This window comes from Paenibacillus sp. EB106-06-01-XG199, assembly GCF_058791575.1.
The window spans coordinates 71,900-91,530 of record NZ_JBYTDQ010000004.1 but is presented as its reverse complement, the minus strand read 5'-3'; the positions used below and the strand labels follow the sequence as shown (position 1 = coordinate 91,530).

Annotated in this window: 16 protein-coding genes; 15 read left to right on the top strand and 1 reads right to left on the bottom strand. The window is 49.1% G+C overall.

The genetic code is table 11. The annotated features are described in order from the left end of the window. Positions 1 to 191: 191 nt before the first annotated feature. The 14 genes from AC3WT9_RS15675 to glnA all read left to right on the top strand — a co-directional run bounded on the left by AC3WT9_RS15675 (position 192) and on the right by glnA (position 16,151). Positions 192 to 1,034 (top strand): SPFH domain-containing protein, encoded by an 843-nt coding sequence (locus tag AC3WT9_RS15675; RefSeq protein WP_341091243.1) that lies wholly within the window; start codon positions 192 to 194, stop codon positions 1,032 to 1,034. 12 nt (positions 1,035 to 1,046) lie between these two features. Further along, positions 1,047 to 1,217, top strand: a complete 171-nt coding sequence (locus AC3WT9_RS15670) for a type II toxin-antitoxin system antitoxin (RefSeq protein WP_038588362.1) — start codon at positions 1,047 to 1,049, stop codon at positions 1,215 to 1,217. 522 nt (positions 1,218 to 1,739) lie between these two features. Then, positions 1,740 to 3,677 (top strand): threonine--tRNA ligase, encoded by a 1,938-nt coding sequence (gene thrS, locus AC3WT9_RS15665; protein ID WP_341091244.1) that lies wholly within the window; start codon positions 1,740 to 1,742, stop codon positions 3,675 to 3,677. Between the two features lie 310 nt (positions 3,678 to 3,987). After that, on the top strand, positions 3,988 to 4,575 hold the full coding sequence (locus tag AC3WT9_RS15660; RefSeq protein WP_445745020.1) for a 3D domain-containing protein: 588 nt from the start codon (positions 3,988 to 3,990) through the stop codon (positions 4,573 to 4,575). Between the two features lie 126 nt (positions 4,576 to 4,701). Beyond that, the gene (locus tag AC3WT9_RS15655) at positions 4,702 to 4,839 is read left to right on the top strand and encodes a hypothetical protein (protein WP_341091245.1); all 138 of its coding nucleotides are present in this window, start codon (positions 4,702 to 4,704) and stop codon (positions 4,837 to 4,839) included. Positions 4,840 to 5,116: 277 nt separating this feature from the next. Next, positions 5,117 to 6,205 (top strand): cell wall-active antibiotics response protein LiaF, encoded by a 1,089-nt coding sequence (gene liaF / locus AC3WT9_RS15650; RefSeq protein WP_341091246.1) that lies wholly within the window; start codon positions 5,117 to 5,119, stop codon positions 6,203 to 6,205. A 2-nt stretch (positions 6,206 to 6,207) separates the two neighbouring features. Continuing rightward, positions 6,208 to 7,245 (top strand): HAMP domain-containing sensor histidine kinase, encoded by a 1,038-nt coding sequence (locus AC3WT9_RS15645; RefSeq protein ID WP_038588372.1) that lies wholly within the window; start codon positions 6,208 to 6,210, stop codon positions 7,243 to 7,245. 3 nt (positions 7,246 to 7,248) lie between these two features. Further along, on the top strand, positions 7,249 to 7,902 hold the full coding sequence (locus AC3WT9_RS15640; protein WP_341091247.1) for a response regulator: 654 nt from the start codon (positions 7,249 to 7,251) through the stop codon (positions 7,900 to 7,902). 224 nt (positions 7,903 to 8,126) lie between these two features. Continuing rightward, positions 8,127 to 9,779 (top strand): S1C family serine protease, encoded by a 1,653-nt coding sequence (locus AC3WT9_RS15635; protein ID WP_341091249.1) that lies wholly within the window; start codon positions 8,127 to 8,129, stop codon positions 9,777 to 9,779. A 124-nt stretch (positions 9,780 to 9,903) separates the two neighbouring features. Further along, complete coding sequence (locus AC3WT9_RS15630) at positions 9,904 to 10,593, top strand: response regulator transcription factor (protein ID WP_492407727.1); 690 nt, start codon at positions 9,904 to 9,906, stop codon at positions 10,591 to 10,593. A 2-nt stretch (positions 10,594 to 10,595) separates the two neighbouring features. Further along, positions 10,596 to 12,044, top strand: a complete 1,449-nt coding sequence (locus AC3WT9_RS15625) for a sensor histidine kinase (protein ID WP_341091252.1) — start codon at positions 10,596 to 10,598, stop codon at positions 12,042 to 12,044. Positions 12,045 to 12,102: 58 nt separating this feature from the next. Further along, entirely contained in the window at positions 12,103 to 13,059 is a 957-nt protein-coding gene (locus tag AC3WT9_RS15620) for a 4-hydroxy-3-methylbut-2-enyl diphosphate reductase (protein WP_038588386.1), read from the top strand. Between the two features lie 335 nt (positions 13,060 to 13,394). Beyond that, positions 13,395 to 14,441: a 3-deoxy-7-phosphoheptulonate synthase gene (aroF, locus tag AC3WT9_RS15615; RefSeq protein ID WP_341091253.1), complete on the top strand. Its 1,047-nt coding sequence runs from the start codon at positions 13,395 to 13,397 to the stop codon at positions 14,439 to 14,441. 285 nt (positions 14,442 to 14,726) lie between these two features. After that, positions 14,727 to 16,151 carry a type I glutamate--ammonia ligase gene (gene glnA, locus AC3WT9_RS15610; protein WP_341091254.1) on the top strand — a complete coding sequence of 475 codons (1,425 nt, stop codon included), beginning with the start codon at positions 14,727 to 14,729 and terminating at the stop codon, positions 16,149 to 16,151. 654 nt (positions 16,152 to 16,805) lie between these two features. On the opposite strand, the gene AC3WT9_RS15605 is transcribed toward glnA, so the two are convergent. Next, positions 16,806 to 17,852 carry a LacI family DNA-binding transcriptional regulator gene (locus AC3WT9_RS15605; protein ID WP_341091256.1) on the bottom strand — a complete coding sequence of 349 codons (1,047 nt, stop codon included), beginning with the start codon at positions 17,850 to 17,852 and terminating at the stop codon, positions 16,806 to 16,808. 361 nt (positions 17,853 to 18,213) lie between these two features. On the opposite strand from AC3WT9_RS15605, the gene AC3WT9_RS15600 reads away from it, so the two are divergent. Further along, the gene (locus tag AC3WT9_RS15600) at positions 18,214 to 19,581 is read left to right on the top strand and encodes an ABC transporter substrate-binding protein (RefSeq protein ID WP_341377831.1); all 1,368 of its coding nucleotides are present in this window, start codon (positions 18,214 to 18,216) and stop codon (positions 19,579 to 19,581) included. Positions 19,582 to 19,631 lie beyond the last annotated feature (50 nt).

The following is a 19,631-nucleotide window of genomic DNA, read 5'->3' as shown; positions in this document are numbered from 1 at the left end:
TTTTCCACTTCCTCGTTTGATTTTTTGTGTATCACATTAGCTTTGCTAGATTAGTAGTATAGGAAAACATGAGGAATAATGCAGTGATATTTTTGGGGGAATAGAAAAAGTACGCGAGAAAATGGATTTACATATACAACCAAAAGTGATATCATAATTATATCAAATACATATCTAATGGAGGTATCTTTATGAAAGAGAAAACACTGCGCCCGGTCAGCGGTTTCTGGGTTGTCGCTTTAATTGTCATTTGTCTAGGCGGAGGCATTTACGGTGCGTCTCAGGAGTATGTGGCAGTACCGCTCATCCTGTTTGCTCTAGCTGCTGTGCTGTGTACGAGTATTACAGTAGTTCAGCCTAACAAGTCAGTGGTAGTGACCTTCTTCGGACAATATGTCGGAACCATTTCAAGCAGCGGATTATGGGCAGTTATTCCGTTCAGCATTCGCAAGACGGTATCGCTTCGTGTACGCAACTTCAACAGCGTCAAGCTGAAGGTCAATGATGTGGAAGGCAATCCGATCGAGATTGCCGCTGTCATTGTGTTTAAAGTGATCAATTCGGCCAAGGCGTTGTTTGATGTAGATAAATATATGGCTTTTGTGGAAATCCAGAGTGAGACGGCTCTGCGGCATGTAGCAAGCAAGTATCCCTATGACAATTTCAACGAATCAGGAATGTCACTGCGTGCCAATGCGGATGAAATTGCCAAGGAGCTGGCAACCGAATTGCAGGAGAGATTGTCTTTATCCGGTGTAGAGGTCATTGAAGCCCGGCTGACTCATCTGGCCTATTCTACGGAGATTGCCAGCACGATGCTCCAGCGCCAACAGGCATCCGCTATTCTGTCTGCCCGCCAGATTATAGTGGAAGGCGCAGTTGGAATGGTCGATTTGGCCATCCGCCAGCTTAAAGAGAGCGGAGTCGTTGAGCTTGATGAAGAGCGCAAAGCAGCAATGATCAACAATCTGATGGTAGCGATTGTGTCGGAGCGCGGAGCGAGTCCGGTCATTAACGCCGGCTCGTTGTACTAGAGGCGGTTCATCATGGCGGCCAAAAAAAGCTTTCCGCTGCGGATCGATCCTGAGCTCCATGAGGCGCTGGAACGTTGGGCGGCAGAGGAATTCCGCAGCGTAAACGGACATATAGAGTACCTGCTGCGTGAGTCTTTGAAGCGTTCGGGCCGCTTGCCGGGAAGTAAACGCCGGGAAGAATAATACAGCTTGCAGAATTTCGGGCAGGCTGCAGGCTTGACGGAAGGTGAGGACAGATTTATAATTACTCCATAATTCACGTTATCAGCTCCGACAAAGATATGGACCGTTAGCTCAGGACCGCTTCAGAGAGAGGAAACAAGGCTGCAAGTTCCTCCGGTATCCGGCTTCCGATTTACCCCTTTGTAGCTGCGGTTATGAACTCCCGAAATGCTTCTTGTTGAAGACAGCAGCTGCGGGACAGTAAGAACCGCCGGTTCATGGCCGTTATTCCCATGCTGACGAAGGATGTAATCCCGTAAATGGCTGCTTTTTAATTTAAGGTAGTTAGCCGGGAGGAATCGAATTTGGGTGGAACCACGGGTGCAATCACTCGTCCCTTTGCGGGACGGGTGTTTTTTGTGTGCGTGGATCATTCCGTTCCGAAGTAAATGCTAACAAAACTTAAGCGTATGCTTCCGAAGTAGTTTTGTACGAAGAAAACTCAAGAAGTAAATGCTAACAAAACTTTTAGGAGGAACAACAATGTCAGTAAGTATCAAGCTACCGGACGGCTCGGTCCGGGAATACGCCGATGGCAGCAGCATCGATGATGTGGCCGCCTCCATTAGCAGCGGACTCCGCAAGAATGCCGCAGCGGGCAAAATGAACGGGATTGTCGTAGATTTGTCGACTCCACTGCAGGAAGACGCGCTGGTCGAAATTGTAACGCTGGATTCGCCTGAAGGCCTTGAAGTCATGCGCCACAGTACAGCCCACTTGATGGCCCAGGCGGTCAGACGTCTATTCGGCACAAAGGAAGTCAAGCTGGGAGTAGGTCCGGTAATTGAGGATGGCTTCTATTATGATATGGATCTGGAGCATCCGCTGAATCCAGAGGATCTGCTGAAGATCGAGAAGGAAATGGATCGCATCGTTTCCGAGAATCTGCCGATTGTGCGCAAAGAGGTTAGCCGCAAGGAAGCGCTGGATCGATTTGGCGAGCTGGGCGATCCTTATAAGCAGGAGCTGATCGAAGCGCTGCCTGAGGATAGCGTGATTACTATTTATGAGCAGGGCGAATTCTTTGACCTGTGCCGCGGCCCGCATCTGCCGTCAACTGCCAAGATCAAAGTGTTCAAGCTGATGAATGTGGCCGGTGCTTATTGGCGCGGCGACAGCAAGAACAAAATGCTTCAGCGCGTATACGGCACAGCCTGGCTTAAGAAAGCACAGCTGGACGAGCATCTGCATCTTCTCGAGGAAGCTAAGAAACGTGACCACCGCAAGCTGGGCAAGGAGCTGGAGATCTTTACATTCAACCAGCTGGTTGGACAAGGTCTGCCGATCTGGCTGCCAAAGGGCGCTAAGCTGCGCAGCATTCTGGAGCGTTATATTGTGGATCTGGAAGCAAGCCTTGGCTATCAGCATGTGTACACTCCGGTGCTGGGCAACGTAGAACTCTACAAAACTTCCGGCCACTGGGAGCATTATCAGGAAGATATGTTCCCTAAGATGACAATTGACAACGAAGAATTTGTGCTTCGTCCGATGAACTGCCCGCATCACATGATGATCTATAAGAGTTCGATGCACAGCTACCGTGATCTGCCGATCCGTATTGCCGAGCTTGGCATTCAGCATCGTTACGAAATGTCCGGCGCATTGACCGGTCTGCACCGTGTACGCTCCATGACCTTGAATGACTCCCATATTTTCTGCCGCCTGGACCAGATCAAGAGCGAGTTCACACGCGTGCTTGAGCTGATCAAACAGGTGTACAGCGATTTCGGGATTTCCGATTACCGGTTCCGGTTGTCCTACCGTGATCCTAAGGATACCGAGAAATATTTCCCTAACGATGAAATGTGGGAGACTGCTCAGCGGATGCTGCGCGAGGTTGTTGAAGAAGCGGGCCTGCCGTTCTTCGAAGCAGAGGGCGAAGCCGCCTTCTACGGTCCGAAGCTGGACGTTCAGATCAAAACAGTTCTGGGTAAGGAAGAAACATTGTCCACTGTGCAAATCGACTTCCTGCTGCCGGAGCGCTTTGAGCTTGAATATGTAGGCGATGATGGTCAGAAACATCGTCCGGTTGTGCTTCACCGTGGAATTCTCGGCACCATGGAGCGTTTCGTAGCGTTCCTTCTGGAGAATTTTGCCGGTTCGCTGCCGTTGTGGCTTTCCCCGCAGCAGGTGAAGATTATTCCGGTATCCTCTGCTTTTGACGAATATGCCAAAGAAGTGGAAGCGAAGCTGTTGAAGAGTGGCATCCGGGCTGAAGTGGATCTGCGCAACGAGAAGATGGGCTATAAGATCCGTGAAGCCCAACTGGAAAAACTTCCTTATATGTTCGTCGTCGGCGAGAACGAGATGAACGCGGGATCCGTCTCCATCCGCAAGCGCGGGGAAGGCGATATCGGTGCCCAGCCGCTGCAGGAAGTTATTGATTCCCTTGCCAAAGAGATCGCCGAGCGTGTAATTTAGTCACCTGATATGAACCTCTGTCATAAGCCCCGTGAAGCCGGAAGCTGGTGCTTCATGTATAAAATTTTGTGAAACGGGAAACCTTCGCTAATAGGGGGAGGTTTAACAAATGAACAAAATGGGCTTATGTCAGAGGTTTTGGTGTCTATTCGTTACCATCGTGCTTATGCTGGCTGCTGCGGATATCTATCCGGATTATGGACGCAAGTCGGTTGAGGCGAGCGGGACGGGAGACACTGCCAATCCGCTAAACGTCCGTACAACGGAGTCAGAGGCTTCTCAAAATACAAAGGTTTCAGATGATATTACAATGATCTCCAGCGGAGCATCCTCACTAGGCGGCGCCTCAAGATCAACACGTCCTGCCGCAATACAGGCGCCTCAGCCTGCGGAAGGAACGGAGGGGCGCAAGAGGAACAATGCTGCTTCCAAGCAGCCGGCCACCGTGCCTGTAGCTGCCCCAGCGCCCGAGCAGATCATCACTTCGCTGAAGGTTATGGCAACCGGCTATACGGCCGGATTTGAGTCTACAGGCAAAACCTCGAAGCATCCGCAATACGGGATCACGTATTCAGGTGTCAAGGTACGCAGGGACAAAAATGCCGTCTCCACCATCGCAGCCGACCCGAAGGTTCTGCCGCTGGGCAGCATCCTTTATATTCCGGGTTATGGCTACGCTGTTGTTGCAGATACCGGATCGGCGATTAAAGGACGGAAGATTGACTTATATTTTTCCACTACCAAGCAGGTGTATAAGGAGTGGGGCAAAAAATCAGTTGTGGTTCAGCTCATCAAACGCGGTAATGGAAAATGCACGGAAAGCATGCTGAAGAGTCTCAGCCGGGCGATCCAGACTTACAAGACCGTTCCTCAAGACCTGCTGGAGGAAATCGTTTAAAAGCAATTACAGACGTTTGGCAGCTTGATGTTTTTTTCACTTGGGTATGCATAATACAGCACTTCACTTCCCATAATACGGACTGGGGCAAAACACTTGCCTCTTCCGAAAAGGGAGGTGAATTCCGTGGCTAAAAAACCAAAGGTACAAGAAAACTACAAAACACCGAATGAAAAATACAATGCTGAGTTTGCTGTTGAGAATGAAGGCACAACAACGCAAAGCAACACGATCTCCAAACCGGTCCAAAAACCGCAGCAGTAATGCGGTGATGGACTCTGGGTTACATCTAAAAGCAATGAAACAGGCTGTCCCAATCACGCTCATAATGAGCTGAGGGGCAGCTTTTTTTTTGCGGCTTTAAAGAGTAGCCATTGAAATAATCCATGAAATTTCTTACTATTAATACCAATGGACTCCGTCCAGAGACTGAGGCTTATTTACTTCTCGCGCCGCTGTTCCCCGCACCAGTATTTCTGTAGACTAAGGCTATAAGAAACGGATGACATGATTGCTATAACAACTAAAGGGGAAATGGATTATGAAAAGAAGGTTCACCAGCCAGGTACTTGGCGGTCTGATCCTGATTGGACTCGGCGCGGTGTTCCTGCTGAGACAGATGGGTTATACCGATTTCAGCATAGGATCACTAATTTCTGACTACTGGCCGGTTATTCTCATTTTTATGGGTGTACAGCGTTTACTATCCACCGACGACCATCAATCTAAATTTTCATCAGCGCTTGGCGGATTTTTCTTTCTGGCGCTCGGGGTCTTTTTTCTGGGGCGCAACTTGGACTGGTTTGATGTTTCAGCAGGCGACTTCTTTAAATTGCTGATACCCGTCATGCTGATCGGCGGAGGACTGTTTGTGATCTTCAAGCCGCGCAATGCTACACCACCGGTACCTCCCGTTCCGCCAGCACCGCCAGTGCCGCCAAGCTTCTACCCGCCGGGCCAGGGTTCGCCGGATGCCCCGCCTCCAAAGCCGCTGGAGTCGACGCTGGATGAGCAGTTTGAGCAGAAGTTCGGCAAACCTGCCGGAGAGCGTGACTGGAATGAATATTTAAATAAAGACACTAATGAAGACGAGATTGACCCTAAGGATGGCCGTTTTCAATCGGCTGCGGAATCGCGCTGGCAGGAGAACCGGGAACGTCATGAACGCAGACGGCAGGAGCGCCAGGACCGGCATGCCCGTAGACACGGCGAGTGGCATGAGGAGTTTCACCAGACAGAGGATCATAAGGAAACGACTAACCGGTCTGCTTTTATCGGAGATGTCCATATGGGACGTGAGCATTTTCAATTGAAGCATACCAACATTTCGCAGTTTATCGGTGACACGGTGCTGGACCTGACCAATGCGCAAATTCCTTACGGGGAGACGAAGATTAATATTTCCGCGTTTGTCGGCGACATCAAAGTGTATATTCCGGATGATATGAATCTTGGGGTATCTGTGACCAGCAGTTCCTTTATCGGTGACATGCAGGTACTGGAGCAGTCCCGTAGCGGGTTTATGAGCAATGTGCAGTGCAAGACACCTTATTACAAGGAAGCAGGCAAAAAGGTTCGTATTAACGTGAGTGCTTTCATCGGCGACATTAAAGTCAAAACGGTAGGTTAAGGATGGGGACGATCTTTAGCAATACCAAATGGATGCTGCTTGTTTACTTCCTGCTCAGCGGAGGTTTGGCTGCCGGACTTGTGTATGCCGGAACATGCCTGGGTTATATCGAAGTTGTGGATTACCGCATGTGGGTGTACCTGTGTGTTGGGATTGTACTGTTCACCGTGGTTATCGGCTATGTGGCTGGACAGCGGATTCAGCGCCGGATCGATCATCTGGATCTGAACATGCTGCAGGTGGCCAAAGGCAATTTGTCTGTACGGATGCCTGAAAGTGATGATCAGTCCTTTGCGCGGGTCTACCATGAATTTAACATTATGATGGACACCGTGGAGAACAAGATGCAATTGCTGCAACGGCTAGGGGAACAGGAAGTGATTGAAAAAGAAAAGGCAGCGGAGAGCGCGGTACTGGAAGAGCGGAGGCGAATGGCCCGGGATTTGCATGATACGGTGAGCCAGCAGCTTTTTGCGATTCATATGTCCGCTTCTTCGCTGCCTAAAGTTCTGGAACGCAATGAAGAGCAGGGCCAGATCGTGATGAACCAGTTAATTACGATGTCCCAAATGGCGCAAAAGCAGATGAGAGCGCTGATTGCACAGCTGCGCCCGGTGGAACTGGAAGGCCGTAATCTGTTTGAAGCGCTGGAGAAATGGTTTCCGGACTATTGCCGCCAGAATGGGCTAAAAGGCGTGAAGGAGCTTGAACTGCAGGGCGAATTGTCGGAAGCGATCGAGCATCAGTTGTTCCTGATTATTCAGGAGTCGATGGCCAATATCGTCAAACATGCAGGAGCAAGGGTGGTCAGCCTGTCGTTACGCGAAGTGCCGAGGCAGGTCGTACTGAGCATCAGCGATGACGGTCAGGGCTTTGAGCATGTGCAGCACAAGCAGGGGTCCTACGGGCTCACCACGATGCGCGAGCGTGCGGAAAAGCTTGGCGGCCAAGTGGAAATTATCAGCCGCAAGGGAGCGGGAACGACGATCCGCGTACATATTCCAAAGTTTGTGCAGGGCTATCAGGAACAGGGGGAATAGAACATGAGTCTTATAAAAGTGCTGCTTGTGGATGATCATGATATGGTGCGGATGGGGCTCAAAACGTATCTGATGCTGGAGCCCAGTTTCGAGGTTATCGGCGAAGCGGCGAATGGCCAGGAAGCGCTGGAAATGCTGAAGGCCGGCGGACAGGAAGGTCTGCCTGATCTTGTGCTGATGGATCTGATGATGCCGGTGATGAACGGTGCCGAAACGACGAGGGCCGTCCTAGCCGAATTCCCCGGGCTTAAAATTGTCATCCTCACCAGCTTCCTGGAAGATGATCTGGTTGTTGACGCTATTGAAGCCGGAGCGGTCAGCTATGTGCTCAAAACAGTCTCGGCCGAGGAACTGATCTACGCGCTGCAAGGAGCGTACCGCGGCATGCCGGTCATGACCGGCGATGTCTCACAGGCGCTGACCCGCGGCATCCGCCAGCGGACCGTACAGGGGGATTCCTCCGGCCTAACCGAGCGTGAGAAGGAAGTGCTGCTGCTTATTGCCGAAGGCAAGACCAACAAGGACATCGGTGAGGAGCTGCATATCAGCATCAAGACGGTGAAGACACATGTCAGCAACCTGCTGATGAAATGCGAACTGGACGACCGCACACAGCTGGCGATTTACGCCCACCGCAAGGGCTGGGCGCAGGGATAAAGGAAATGGATTCATTACAGATGAAGCTTGATTATTATAAGATGTTGTTAAGGGCCGGCGCGGCAATGTGCGCGCGGGCCTTTTTGTTTTGTCTGAACCCTATTATCTTTTATCTCCGCTTAAATTGTTTTTAATGTGACCTTAAGGTTTAAAGTACAAAATAAGAACAAGAGAACAACACAATACTCCTTGTCGAACAGGCAAGGCACGGGAGGAACGTAAACATGGACGATAACAAAAACAACTTCAATCGTGATAATGAACCTTCACCGGATCGGGAATGGGATAATACTAAGAACATTGACAGCAGCAATGATAACCAATCAACCGATTCAGGATCCTCATACTACTATTCCTATGGACCTTTTAAATCTTTGAACAAAGACGAGATGAATCCGGATGATGTACAGCATTACAACCGGATGGAGTCGGAGCGGGTAGAGGTCACTCCTCCGCAGCCGATCAAACCGGCCCCTTACAGCACTTCACTTCGCACTACCGGGAATGACGGCGGTGGACGGGGCGGCAATGGCGGCAACGGTTCGGATGGCGGCAACGGCTGGCAGTATAACCGCAAGCCCCAGAGACCGATAAAAACCGCCTTGATTTCTTTCCTCGCCGGGATGGTCGTGCTGTCAGGCTCGATGTTCATGGCAGACCGCGGTAACTGGTTCACAGGTGGTGAACAGGCGGTAACAGCTACAGTGGCCAGCCCGGCAGCCAAGACGGCAGTCGGCAATGCCCATATTACTCCTTCGACGTCCACCACCGCACTTGTTACCGGGTCAGGTGATGTGTCGAGTGTAGTAGATGGAGTTGGACCGGCAGTCGTCAAAATCGAGACATTGGTCAAAACGGGCTCCGGCAGAAGCTCAACCAATCCAAACACGAGCGATCCGTTCTCACAATTTTTCTTCGGTGATCAATTCGGAGGCAGTGGATCTTCCGGGACGGACAGGAATTCCCAGTCGGAACCAGAGTCGGATTCATCCCAGCTAACTCCTTACGGTATTGGAACAGGCTTCATTTATGATTCGACCGGATATATACTGACTAACCAGCATGTTGTTGATAATGCAGATGTTATTCAAGTAACTGTTGATGGAACCACCAAACCTTATGAGGCGAAGCTGCTCGGCGCCAGCAAAGATCTGGATTTGGCAGTACTGAAGATCGAAGGGGCAGACTTCCCTACAGTGGCTCTTGGAGATTCCGACAGCATCAAGGTAGGCTCTGAAGTTGTCGCGATCGGCAACCCGCAAGGTTTCGATCATACAGTCACTGCTGGTGTGCTGAGTGCGAAGGACCGCAGCATTGATATTAACGAAGAAGACGGCAGCGGGACACGCAATTACAAAAACCTGCTTCAAACCGATGCATCAATCAACCCTGGTAACTCCGGCGGACCGCTGCTTAACATGAACGGCCAGGTTATCGGAATGAATGTTGCCGTTAGCACGCAGTCTCAAGGTATCGGGTTTGCCATTGCGGTCAACACCATCAAAGAGGTAGTAGACAAACTTGAAGCCAACCAGGAAATTCCGAAAGAACCTGTTCCATTTATCGGTGCCTCGCTCATGACCATTACAGATGAAGTGGCGAAGCAAATGGGTACTGACATCAAAGAAGGATCTGTGGTTGCTGAGATTGTCTTTAAATCACCGGCTTATTCCGCCGACCTGCGTCCTTATGACATCATTACAGGTGTGAACGGAACGAAATATGCAACCAGCCAGGATCTGATTACTTTTATCCAATCCTTGAAGGTTGGAGACAAGGTCACAATGAATGTGGTCCGTGACGGCAAAACGCTGGAGCTTCCGGTTACCATCGGCAACAAAAATGATTTTGACACCACCCAAACTCAGAAGCAGTAAAATACACCGGACGGTAAAGTGAACAGCGGAAGGGGGGAACCCTTCCGTTTTTGCTGCACAGGGCGCTGGGCCGCGCATTCATGCTACAATAGAGATAAACGATTTAGACAATGGGGGCTACTTGATGCGACCGAATATTCTAATTATTGATGACGATGAAAAAATTATATCCATGCTGCGCCGTGGTCTTGCCTTTGAGGGGTATGATGTAAAAACTGCGGCCAACGGGGCCGATGGACTGCGTGCTGTACTGAACAGCGATCCCGATGTAGTTATACTCGATGTGATGATGCCGCAGGTAGACGGGTTTGAGGTTTGCCGTCGTTTACGGGAAGGCGGAAGCAGTGTGCCTGTACTGATGCTGACAGCCAAGGATGAAATCGAACAACGGGTCAAAGGGCTGGATCTTGGAGCAGATGATTATCTGGTAAAGCCCTTTGCGCTGGAGGAGCTGCTGGCCCGGGTGCGCGCACTGCTTCGCCGCAAGAGCGAGCAGGGGGGCGGCGCAGATCAGGCAGTGTCGTATGAGGATATTACGCTGGATGTGGACTCGCGTGAAGTCACTCGCGCCGGCAAACGTCTGGAGCTGACGGCCAAGGAGTTTGAACTGCTGCATTTGTTCATGCAGAATCCGAAGCGTGTATTGTCCCGCGACCTGATTATGGATAAAATTTGGGGCTATGATTATAGCGGGGAGTCCAATGTGCTTGAGGTCTATATTGCCATGCTGCGCCAGAAGACGGAGGAGCACGGCGGCAAACGTTTGATCCAGACGATCCGGGGAGCCGGTTATATTCTAAGAGGTGACAATTAAACATGTCTATTAAATTGCGGCTGACAGCCTGGTATTCAGGGGTTTTGGCCGTTATGCTGCTGGCTTTATCAGCCGCAATTTACGGTTTCGTCTATTTCAATACTTATGGTGATTTGAAGGACCGGCTTAAACTGCAGGCACAGCAGGTTCAACCCGACATGGGCCTGAACAATGACGGTACTTTGGGGCCGGTGCTTAGAGGACCTGCAGGGCAGAGCTTATTTGCCCAAGTGTATATTTATGACCTGGAAAAGCTGATTCTCAGCACGAACATGACACAGATCAATTTGGAATTCAAATATCCTGCGAAAGATAACGTCCAGAAACAGCAAGGATTCTCTCAGTCCTATTATGGCGGGAATCCCTTTCTGATCTACCAGCAGGCAGTTGATGTTGCTACTAGCAGTGGCAATCACGCAGGTGTACTTCAGGTTGCTGTATATATTGGGGAACAAGTGACAATGCTGACCCGGCTCAAGAACATCCTGCTCGTCGGCTCCTTTGCCACGCTGATCGCAGCCTTCACCTTCGGCCTGTTCCTGGCCCGTAAATCCATGAGCCCGATCGGCATGGTCATTGAAGCTGCGAACGGAATTCAGACGGGAACCGATCTGAGCTCCCGCATTGAATATGACGGTCCGCCGGATGAAATCGGGCGGCTGATTGAAACGGTCAACAGCATGCTCGGGCGGATGGAGGGCTTCTATAAGGATCTTGAGGATTCGTATGCAACCCAGCGCCGGTTTGTATCCGATGCCTCGCATGAGCTGCGGACTCCGCTTACCACGATTCGCGGGAACATCGACCTGCTGCAAAAAATATGGGAGATGGAGCCGGGAGAGAGCAGAATGACCGAGGCGGAAATCCGCCAGCTCTCTATGGAGTCGGTGAAGGATATTGCCGATGAATCGCAGCGCATGAGCCGGCTGGTCGCGGATATGCTCTCATTGGCACGCTCCGATACCGGGCGGACCTTTGATAAGGAGCCGGTAGCGCTCGAGCCGATGATGACTGAGGTCGCCCGCCGGGCGTCCTTCCTGCCGCGGCAGGCGGAATGGTCTGTAGGGGCTATGGGGCATCTGAACGGTAAATATATTGTCGGCAACAAGGATTATCTGCAGCAGATGTTATTCATTTTTATCGATAATGCCTTCAAATACACACCTTCCGGAGTAGTGACGCTGGACGCTGTCTTTTATCAGAGCCAGGTGGGGATCCGCATCACGGATACCGGAATCGGGATGGACAAGGATGAGGTGCCGCATATCTTTGACCGGTTCTACCGGGCCGATGAGTCGCGGGGCATTACGGAAGGAATTGGTCTCGGGCTATCCATCGCCAAGTGGATTATTGATGAGCATGGCGGTTCAGTGGAGGTCGTTACCCGCCAGGGCGAGGGGACTACTTTTGTCATCTGGCTGCCCCTTCTCTTTGCTCCGCCGCTGGAATAGGGTATAATTAGGCAGGTCCTATTACAGCCGTCATTGACAGCAGAAAGCCGGTGAATTCATGGAAGTTATCAAAATATCTCCCCGGGGCTATTGCTACGGTGTCGTCGACGCCATGGTAATGGCACGGCAGGCCGCACAAAATCTTGATCTGCCCCGGCCAATTTATATACTGGGCATGATTGTTCATAATAGTCATGTTACCAATTCTTTTGAGGATGACGGAATTATAACTCTAGACGGGCATAACCGTCTGGATATTCTCGATAAAGTCGACAGTGGTACCGTTATCTTCACCGCACACGGCGTTTCGCCGGAGGTACGCAAGATGGCCCGCGCCAAGGGGCTGACAACCGTAGATGCCACCTGCCCCGATGTAACCAAGACGCATGACCTCATCAAGGAGAAGGCAGAGGAAGGCTATGAGATTATTTATATTGGCAAGAAGGGCCATCCGGAGCCGGAAGGCGCTGTCGGCATTGCCCCGGAGCATGTCCACCTGATTGAGAAGGAAGAGGAGATTGCAGGGTTATCTGTGCCTTCTTCCCGTATCGTTATTACGAACCAGACCACGATGAGCCAGTGGGATATTAAAAATATCATGAAAAAGCTGCTGGAGAAGTTCCCCGGCGCTGAGGTGCACAACGAGATCTGTATGGCTACCCAGGTACGGCAGGAAGCTGTAGCGGAGCAGGCTGGTCAATGTGATCTGGTTATCGTTGTTGGCGACCCTAGAAGCAATAACTCCAACCGTCTGGCACAGGTGTCAGAAGAGATCGCAGGCGTGCCTGCCCACCGTATTTCCGACGTGTCGGAACTGAATACAGAGTGGCTTAAGGGAGTGTCCAAGGTAGGGGTAACGTCCGGCGCTTCGACGCCTACACCGATTACGAAGGAAGTTATCAGTTACCTGGAGCAGTATGATCCGGCGCTTCCGGAGACATGGGAAATCAAACGTACGGTGAATATGGCGAAGCTGCTGCCTCCGGTGAAGAACAAGACTGCGAGCGCTACCTAAGGTTTACCCCGGTATTTGAACTTATAAATTGGGTGAAAATGAAGCACACAGATTCCGGCAGCGGAGCCTGTGTGCTCTTTGTTATTGGATGGATATCCCTTTAATTATTCCATACTGTACCAGCTGATTTTCCAATGTACACCAGAGAGATAGCTTCGTTATGCAAATAAATGGTAACTAGTGCAGCTGGGACCGTAATTGAAGGTTGACGAAAAGAACAAAATGCGGTAAAATCACTTTAGTGCTTAAAAGCGTACACGCGTCGTAGCGTGATAGTATTGTGCGATTTATAAGGTAACATTTGCTAAATAATTGCTTAAAAGGGGAGCTATAATATGATCGTTATTACATCCAATCAAACACCGCAAGAGCAGGTAAATGATATTATTGCCGTTATCGAAAAGGAAGGGCTGCAGGTTCATCTCTCCCGGGGGGCGGATCATACGGTTATCGGCCTGATCGGTGGTGTCACACCGAAGCTTGCCGAGCATTTGCGCCAGATGAAAGGTGTAGAGAACGTAGTGAAAATCTCCAAATCCTATAAGTTGGCGAGCCGTGATTTCCATCCGGAGGATACGGTTATCGATATCCGTGGCGTGAAGATCGGCGGGGAGAATCTTGTCATTATGGGTGGGCCTTGTGCCGTTGAATCCCCGGAGCAGATTGACGAAATCGCCCGGCTGGTGAAAGCTTCCGGTGGTCAAGTATTGCGTGGAGGCGCGTTCAAGCCGCGTACCGGACCTTACAGCTTCCAGGGTGTCGGTGTAGAAGGACTGACAATGATGGCAGAAGCCGGCAAGCGGCATGGTCTGCTGACCATTACCGAGGTAATGACACCGGAGTATGTGGATATTTGTGCAGAGCATGCTGATATACTGCAGGTGGGCACACGCAATATGCAGAATTTCGACCTCTTGCGCAAGCTGGGCACCTGCGGACGTCCTGTCTTGCTTAAGCGCGGCTTCAGTGCTACTTACGATGAGCTCCTCAATGCGGCTGAATACATTCTGGCCGGCGGCAACCGCGATGTCATGCTTTGTGAGCGCGGAATTCGCACCTTTGAAACCTACACCCGCAACACGCTGGATTTGTCAGCAATTCCGGTGCTTCAGAACCTCAGCCATCTTCCGGTGATTTCTGACCCGAGCCATGGTACAGGACGGCGTGAACTGGTTGCGCCGATGGCCAAAGCTTCTGTTGCTGCGGGAGCCAACGGGCTTATTATCGAAATGCATACCGATCCCGACAATTCCATGACAGGCGATGGGGTCCAGTCGCTGTTCCCTGAGCAGTTTGACACCCTGCTGAGAGATCTGGAGAAGCTTGCTCCGCTGGTGGGACGCAAGTTCTCGGAGTCTCTTGAGGCTGCCCCGATTCTTTAGTACAAGAAGCAGAAATCAGCCTTTAGGCCGTCCTCTTCTCCGCTTACGGGCGTAGGGAGAGGACGGTTTTTATGTATCGTATTGAATGAATGTGACATAGGAATTGAGAAAGTTGCTTTTTTCACTAAAGCGTTAGAATATCTTACATTGTCTTCAAAAATACCTGACATAAGCATTGACGATGTTAGGTTTGAGATTTATAATGACGACAGCAAAAAAATTATAAACAAGAACATTTGATACTGTGAGCGGCCTAATGTTCGGAAATTGGGGAGGTATATATTCATGTCGGTTGAAAAAGTGTTGCAGACGATCAAGGAAAACAATATCGAGTGGGTGGATTTTCGTTTTGTAGATTTGGGTGGACGTGCTCACCATATCTCATTGCCAGCATCCGCAGTGGAAGCAGAAACATTTGAAAATGGTGTTGCGTTTGACGGTTCTTCCATCAAAGGATTCCGCGGTATTGAAGAATCTGACATGGTAATGATGCCTGATCCAAGCACTACATATATCGATCCTTTTACAGCTCATCCGACGCTGAACATCATGTGCGATATTTTCACCCCTGATGGTGAACGTTACGAGCGCGACCCTCGTGGTATTGCAGTAAAAGCAGAAGAATTCCTGCAGGCAAGCGGTGTGGGTACAGCAGCATTCTTCGCACCAGAATCCGAGTTTTTTATCTTCGACGATGTGCGTTATGAGAGCGGAATGAACAGCTCTTCCTTCTTCGTAGATTCTGAAGAAGCGGCATGGAATACCAACCGTAAGGAAGAAGGCGGCAACCTTGCATTTAAAGTTGGCGTTAAAGGCGGATATGTTCCAGTAGCGCCGGTGGATTCCCAACAGGATATCCGCAGCGAAATGTGCCGTTTGCTGGCTGAAGCCGGACTTGAAATTGAACGTCATCACCATGAAGTAGCAACTGCAGGCCAAGCGGAAATCAACTTCCGTTTTGATACCTTGAAGAAAACAGCTGATAATCTGCTGACTTACAAATATATTGTGCAAAACACTGCACGCCAATACGGAAAAGTGGCAACGTTCATGCCTAAACCGCTGTTCGGCGATAATGGTAGCGGCATGCACGTTCACCAATCTATCTTTAACGGCGACGCTCCTTTGTTCTACGAAAAAGGCGCTTATGCCAACCTGAGTGAGATGGCCTTGCACTATATCGGCGGTATCCTGTATCATGCTCCGGCACTGATCGCGCTGACTAACCCAAGCACTAACTCTTTCAAACGTCTGGTTCCTGGTTATGAAGCACCGGTTAACCTGGTTTACTCCAAAGGAAACCGCTCCGCTGCTGTTCGTATCCCGGTAGCTGCTGTGACGCCTAAAGGCTGTCGCATCGAATTCCGTACACCGGATTCCACAGCTAACCCTTACCTGGCATTCTCAGCTATGCTGATGGCCGGTCTGGACGGAATCAAGAAGAAGATTAACCCGGAAGAAATGGGTTACGGTCCTCTGGACAAGAACATCTACGAACTGTCCGATGCAGACAAAGAAAAAATCCGCAGCGTTCCGGGCAGCCTGAGCGAAGCGCTAGATTCTCTGGAAGCTGATTACGAATTCCTTACTGAAGGCGGCGTATTCACTAAAGACTTCATCGATAACTATATCGCTCTGAAACGTTCTGAAGCTCAAGAAGTTGCGATTCGTGTACATCCGCATGAATACTCTCTGTACTTCGACCTATAAGACGAAGCTCTTGGTCAGGTAGCCCGCAGGTTAGATCGGGAGCCACCAAAAGAGTCTGTAACGATAAGGGGTGTCTCAAAAGCCATGAAATGGCTGCTTGAGACGCCCCTTATTTTGTGTTTCAGCCCAAAGTCTAAATTTATCAATAGGTAGTTTTTGCATTGGGAGATAGTCTTTGAAGATATTTTTGGCTGGGGCGAATCAGAATGAACAAGGCCTCTTTCGAAGAGATCGCCTGAAGAAGACTAATGATAAGAATAACCATGGTTGTTTTATACATTTTGCAGCTAATAAAAGTGACGTGCTAATAACGCAGAGATTAGCGCTATGTGGATTGCGCGTATAGATGCCGTTAAAAAGAAAATACATAAAAGTTGGACTACATCATGATGAAAGATGAAGGGAAGCATGGCGAACATGTTCTTCAGTCTCAGATTGCCGCTGATGATCAGGGTGCTCGTATGTATCGTATTAGTAGTAACGGCCGTCCATTGTTCTTTTTGTAGAATCTGCTCTTAAAACACAAAAGGGGCTGTCCCAAAAGCCATGAAATGGCTGGGATAGCCTCTTTGTTTTTAAAGCAGGATCAACGTTAGCACTTGGGTGGACGCTGCTGCGAACGGAGCGTTGTACCAATCGCTGATATGCCGCGTGTTATTGAGCCGTATTCAGGCTTCGCTCAGCTGCGCCGCAGGACTCCCGTACAACGAGCTCAGGCTCTACTACGATGAAGGAAGTTGTGCCCGACTGGCTGTTTATAAGGTCATAAAGCATCAGAGCGGCCAGGCGCCCTATCTTGCTTTTATTTTGTCTAATTGTACTTAACTTCGGCGTTGTATAATTGCAGGCTTCGATGTCATCACAGCCAATAAGCGCAATCGTATCGGGAATAGATAGGGATGCTTCTTTAAGGGCCCGGATTGCACCAATAGCAAGCTGGTCTGAGGCAGCAAATACAGCCCTTGGCAGATTTCCGCCAGCAATCATTCGGCGCATGGCTTCATAACCGCTGGCTTCGTAAAAGTTACTTCCATTGATGAACCATCGTTCGTTGATTGGCAATCCTAAATCCTCAATCGCTTTACGATAACCACTTTCGCGCATATTTGAGATGTCTGATTCCAGTGTGCTGCCGATATACCCAAGCGCTCGATAACCAAGTAAATAAAAGTGTTCTACTACTTTGGAGGACATTTTAAAGTTATCTGACATGATATAACCGGAGTTACCTCCGGATAGCTTTAAGTCAACGCCAATACAAGGGATAGGGCTATTATCCAATTGGGCGATGGAAGGTTCCAGCTCTTGTCCAGAGATGAGCACGCACCCGTCCACATTATAATGCTGACAACGGGCTAAATAGTCGTTGGTGTCACCGCTTTGGAACTTTTCGTTCGAGAAGAATAAAAGGTCGTAACCAAGCAGGCCCATTTGTTTTTTGAAGGCATTAAGCACTTCGACAAAAAAAGGATGAGTAAAATCAACGTTCAGCTTCCCGGCAAATATAACACCTATGAGATTTGAGGATTTAGTTGCCAATGTCTTAGCTGAATTGGAAGGGGTATACCCGGTCTCTTTTATAATCTGTAGAACTTTCGTTTTGGTATCTTCCGAAATTTCACTGTAGTTATTGATGATTTTAGAAACTGTCGAAACAGAAACTCCGGCTATTTTCGCTATATCTTTGATGTTATAGGCCATTTAAAGCCCCCCTTATTGTAAAAATGGCTCTTCAGAGGATAATAATGAGAGTAATTTATACAGTTTAAATGATGCGAATGTAAACTTAACGAAATAGTTTCGTTTATTATATTATAGCTGATAAAGGGTGGAGTCAATGGAATGTTGCATAAATCCTTAGGTATATCCAGGTTACAAAAGGATTTTCAGAAAAAAATCTAACTTTTTGAATATAAAAAAAACTCTTTACAAAGATTATTAACGATGCAATAATAAATTCAACGAAACCGCTTTCTGTAAATAATGGATCAGTGTTTCGTGGATTCAAGAATTGAAGGTTGTTTCGTAGAAAATGACACCAATTATCTAGGGGGTAACAAAAATGGTAAAGAAGCTTTCTGCAATTTTGTTGAGCTCAGCTATAATGCTCTCATTAGCGGCATGTGGAGGCGGCAATAACAACACGAACGGCGAAGCGAAAAATGCTTCGGGAACCGATAAGGCTTCTGGCGGCAAGAAGGTTATTAAGATCCTGCACTGGAAGCAAGAGAACATTAACAAAGCCATTACAGAAATTAACAAGAAGTTCGAGGAAAAGTATCCCGAGTACAAGGTTGAGTACACAACAACTGGTCCGGATGATGAATTCAAACAAGCGCAGAGAGCGAGAATTACAGCTGGTGACGTTGACGTTCTCGCCGATCTGTCCGGCATGAGACTATCTCCGAAAGACTGGACTCCAGGTGCTAAAGTGCCGGACTGGCAACAATGGATTGATTCAGGATTGATTGCTGATTTGAGCAGTGAAGCTTTCGTTAAGAATTACAATGCTAATGATATTGCTAAAGCCGGCACTTACAAGGATAAAGTGTATGCGATTCCAACCGGTAAAGTTGCAATGTCAGGTTTCTTCTATAATAAAGCAATATTCGAAGAAAATGGTTTGAGTATTCCAACAACATGGACTGAGTTCATTGGTCTGCTTGATACTCTGAAATCTAAGAGCATTGTGCCAATCGTTGTAGCAGGTAAAGACGTATGGCCTCTGAAATTGCCGGCGTTCGGTCTGCAGGCTAAGATTTTGGGCGGCGGCAACCAACAGCAATGGATAGAAGGCGTTTGGAAGGGGACTTCGGCGTTCAATGATGCTGAGGCTGTAGAAGTACTTGAGAAAATGAAGACGCTTCAGGATAAATACTTTATTGATGGTTTCCTGGGAATCGACTATGCAACGGCGCCATCGTTTTTCGCAACAGGAAAAGCGGCTATGATCGCTGATGGAACATGGGATGCGCCTACAATCGCTGCAGCAAACCCGGATTTGAAATTCGGATACTTCCCAATTCCGGCTACAGAAGATGCAGCCAAGAACAATTCTCTTGTCGGCAAATACGATGTAACCTGGTATGCAGCAGAGAAAGGCCCGAACAAAGAAGGCGCATTGAAATGGCTTGAGTTCTTCTCTGAAAAGGAAAATTACACGCAATATGTAAAAGCGGCAGGATTCTTGCCTACGCAAGACAACATTGCGACGGATAGCGAATTCATTGATAAAGAACTTGCTCCTTACATGACTGGCGACTTTGAACTTGCTTATGAAATCATGATGATTAACCGTGACAACGTTGGTGAGCACATTGCTGCTGAAGGCGTGCATACGGAGTATCTGGCTCCAGGCGGTGAATTCAAAACCGCTAAAGAGCTTGCAGATGTACAACAAAAAGAATGGGAAGCTGCTGCACCTAAATAAGCTGCTAGCCTGATAAACTGACATCTACAACATACTGTGCACCAACATGT

What these genes read in the sequence shown, in the direction of transcription:
- AC3WT9_RS15675 (WP_341091243.1), top strand. Translation starts at nt 192, where the DNA reads ATGAAAGAGAAAACACTGCGCCCGGTCAGCGGTTTCTGGGTTGTCGCT.
- AC3WT9_RS15670 (WP_038588362.1), top strand. Translation starts at nt 1,047, where the DNA reads ATGGCGGCCAAAAAAAGCTTTCCGCTGCGGATCGATCCTGAGCTCCAT.
- thrS (WP_341091244.1), top strand. Translation starts at nt 1,740, where the DNA reads ATGTCAGTAAGTATCAAGCTACCGGACGGCTCGGTCCGGGAATACGCC.
- AC3WT9_RS15660 (WP_445745020.1), top strand. Translation starts at nt 3,988, where the DNA reads ATGATCTCCAGCGGAGCATCCTCACTAGGCGGCGCCTCAAGATCAACA.
- liaF (WP_341091246.1), top strand. Translation starts at nt 5,117, where the DNA reads ATGAAAAGAAGGTTCACCAGCCAGGTACTTGGCGGTCTGATCCTGATT.
- AC3WT9_RS15645 (WP_038588372.1), top strand. Translation starts at nt 6,208, where the DNA reads ATGGGGACGATCTTTAGCAATACCAAATGGATGCTGCTTGTTTACTTC.
- AC3WT9_RS15640 (WP_341091247.1), top strand. Translation starts at nt 7,249, where the DNA reads ATGAGTCTTATAAAAGTGCTGCTTGTGGATGATCATGATATGGTGCGG.
- AC3WT9_RS15635 (WP_341091249.1), top strand. Translation starts at nt 8,127, where the DNA reads ATGGACGATAACAAAAACAACTTCAATCGTGATAATGAACCTTCACCG.
- AC3WT9_RS15630 (WP_492407727.1), top strand. Translation starts at nt 9,904, where the DNA reads ATGCGACCGAATATTCTAATTATTGATGACGATGAAAAAATTATATCC.
- AC3WT9_RS15625 (WP_341091252.1), top strand. Translation starts at nt 10,596, where the DNA reads ATGTCTATTAAATTGCGGCTGACAGCCTGGTATTCAGGGGTTTTGGCC.
- AC3WT9_RS15620 (WP_038588386.1), top strand. Translation starts at nt 12,103, where the DNA reads ATGGAAGTTATCAAAATATCTCCCCGGGGCTATTGCTACGGTGTCGTC.
- aroF (WP_341091253.1), top strand. Translation starts at nt 13,395, where the DNA reads ATGATCGTTATTACATCCAATCAAACACCGCAAGAGCAGGTAAATGAT.
- glnA (WP_341091254.1), top strand. Translation starts at nt 14,727, where the DNA reads ATGTCGGTTGAAAAAGTGTTGCAGACGATCAAGGAAAACAATATCGAG.
- AC3WT9_RS15605 (WP_341091256.1), bottom strand. Translation starts at nt 17,852, where the DNA reads ATGGCCTATAACATCAAAGATATAGCGAAAATAGCCGGAGTTTCTGTT.
- AC3WT9_RS15600 (WP_341377831.1), top strand. Translation starts at nt 18,214, where the DNA reads ATGGTAAAGAAGCTTTCTGCAATTTTGTTGAGCTCAGCTATAATGCTC.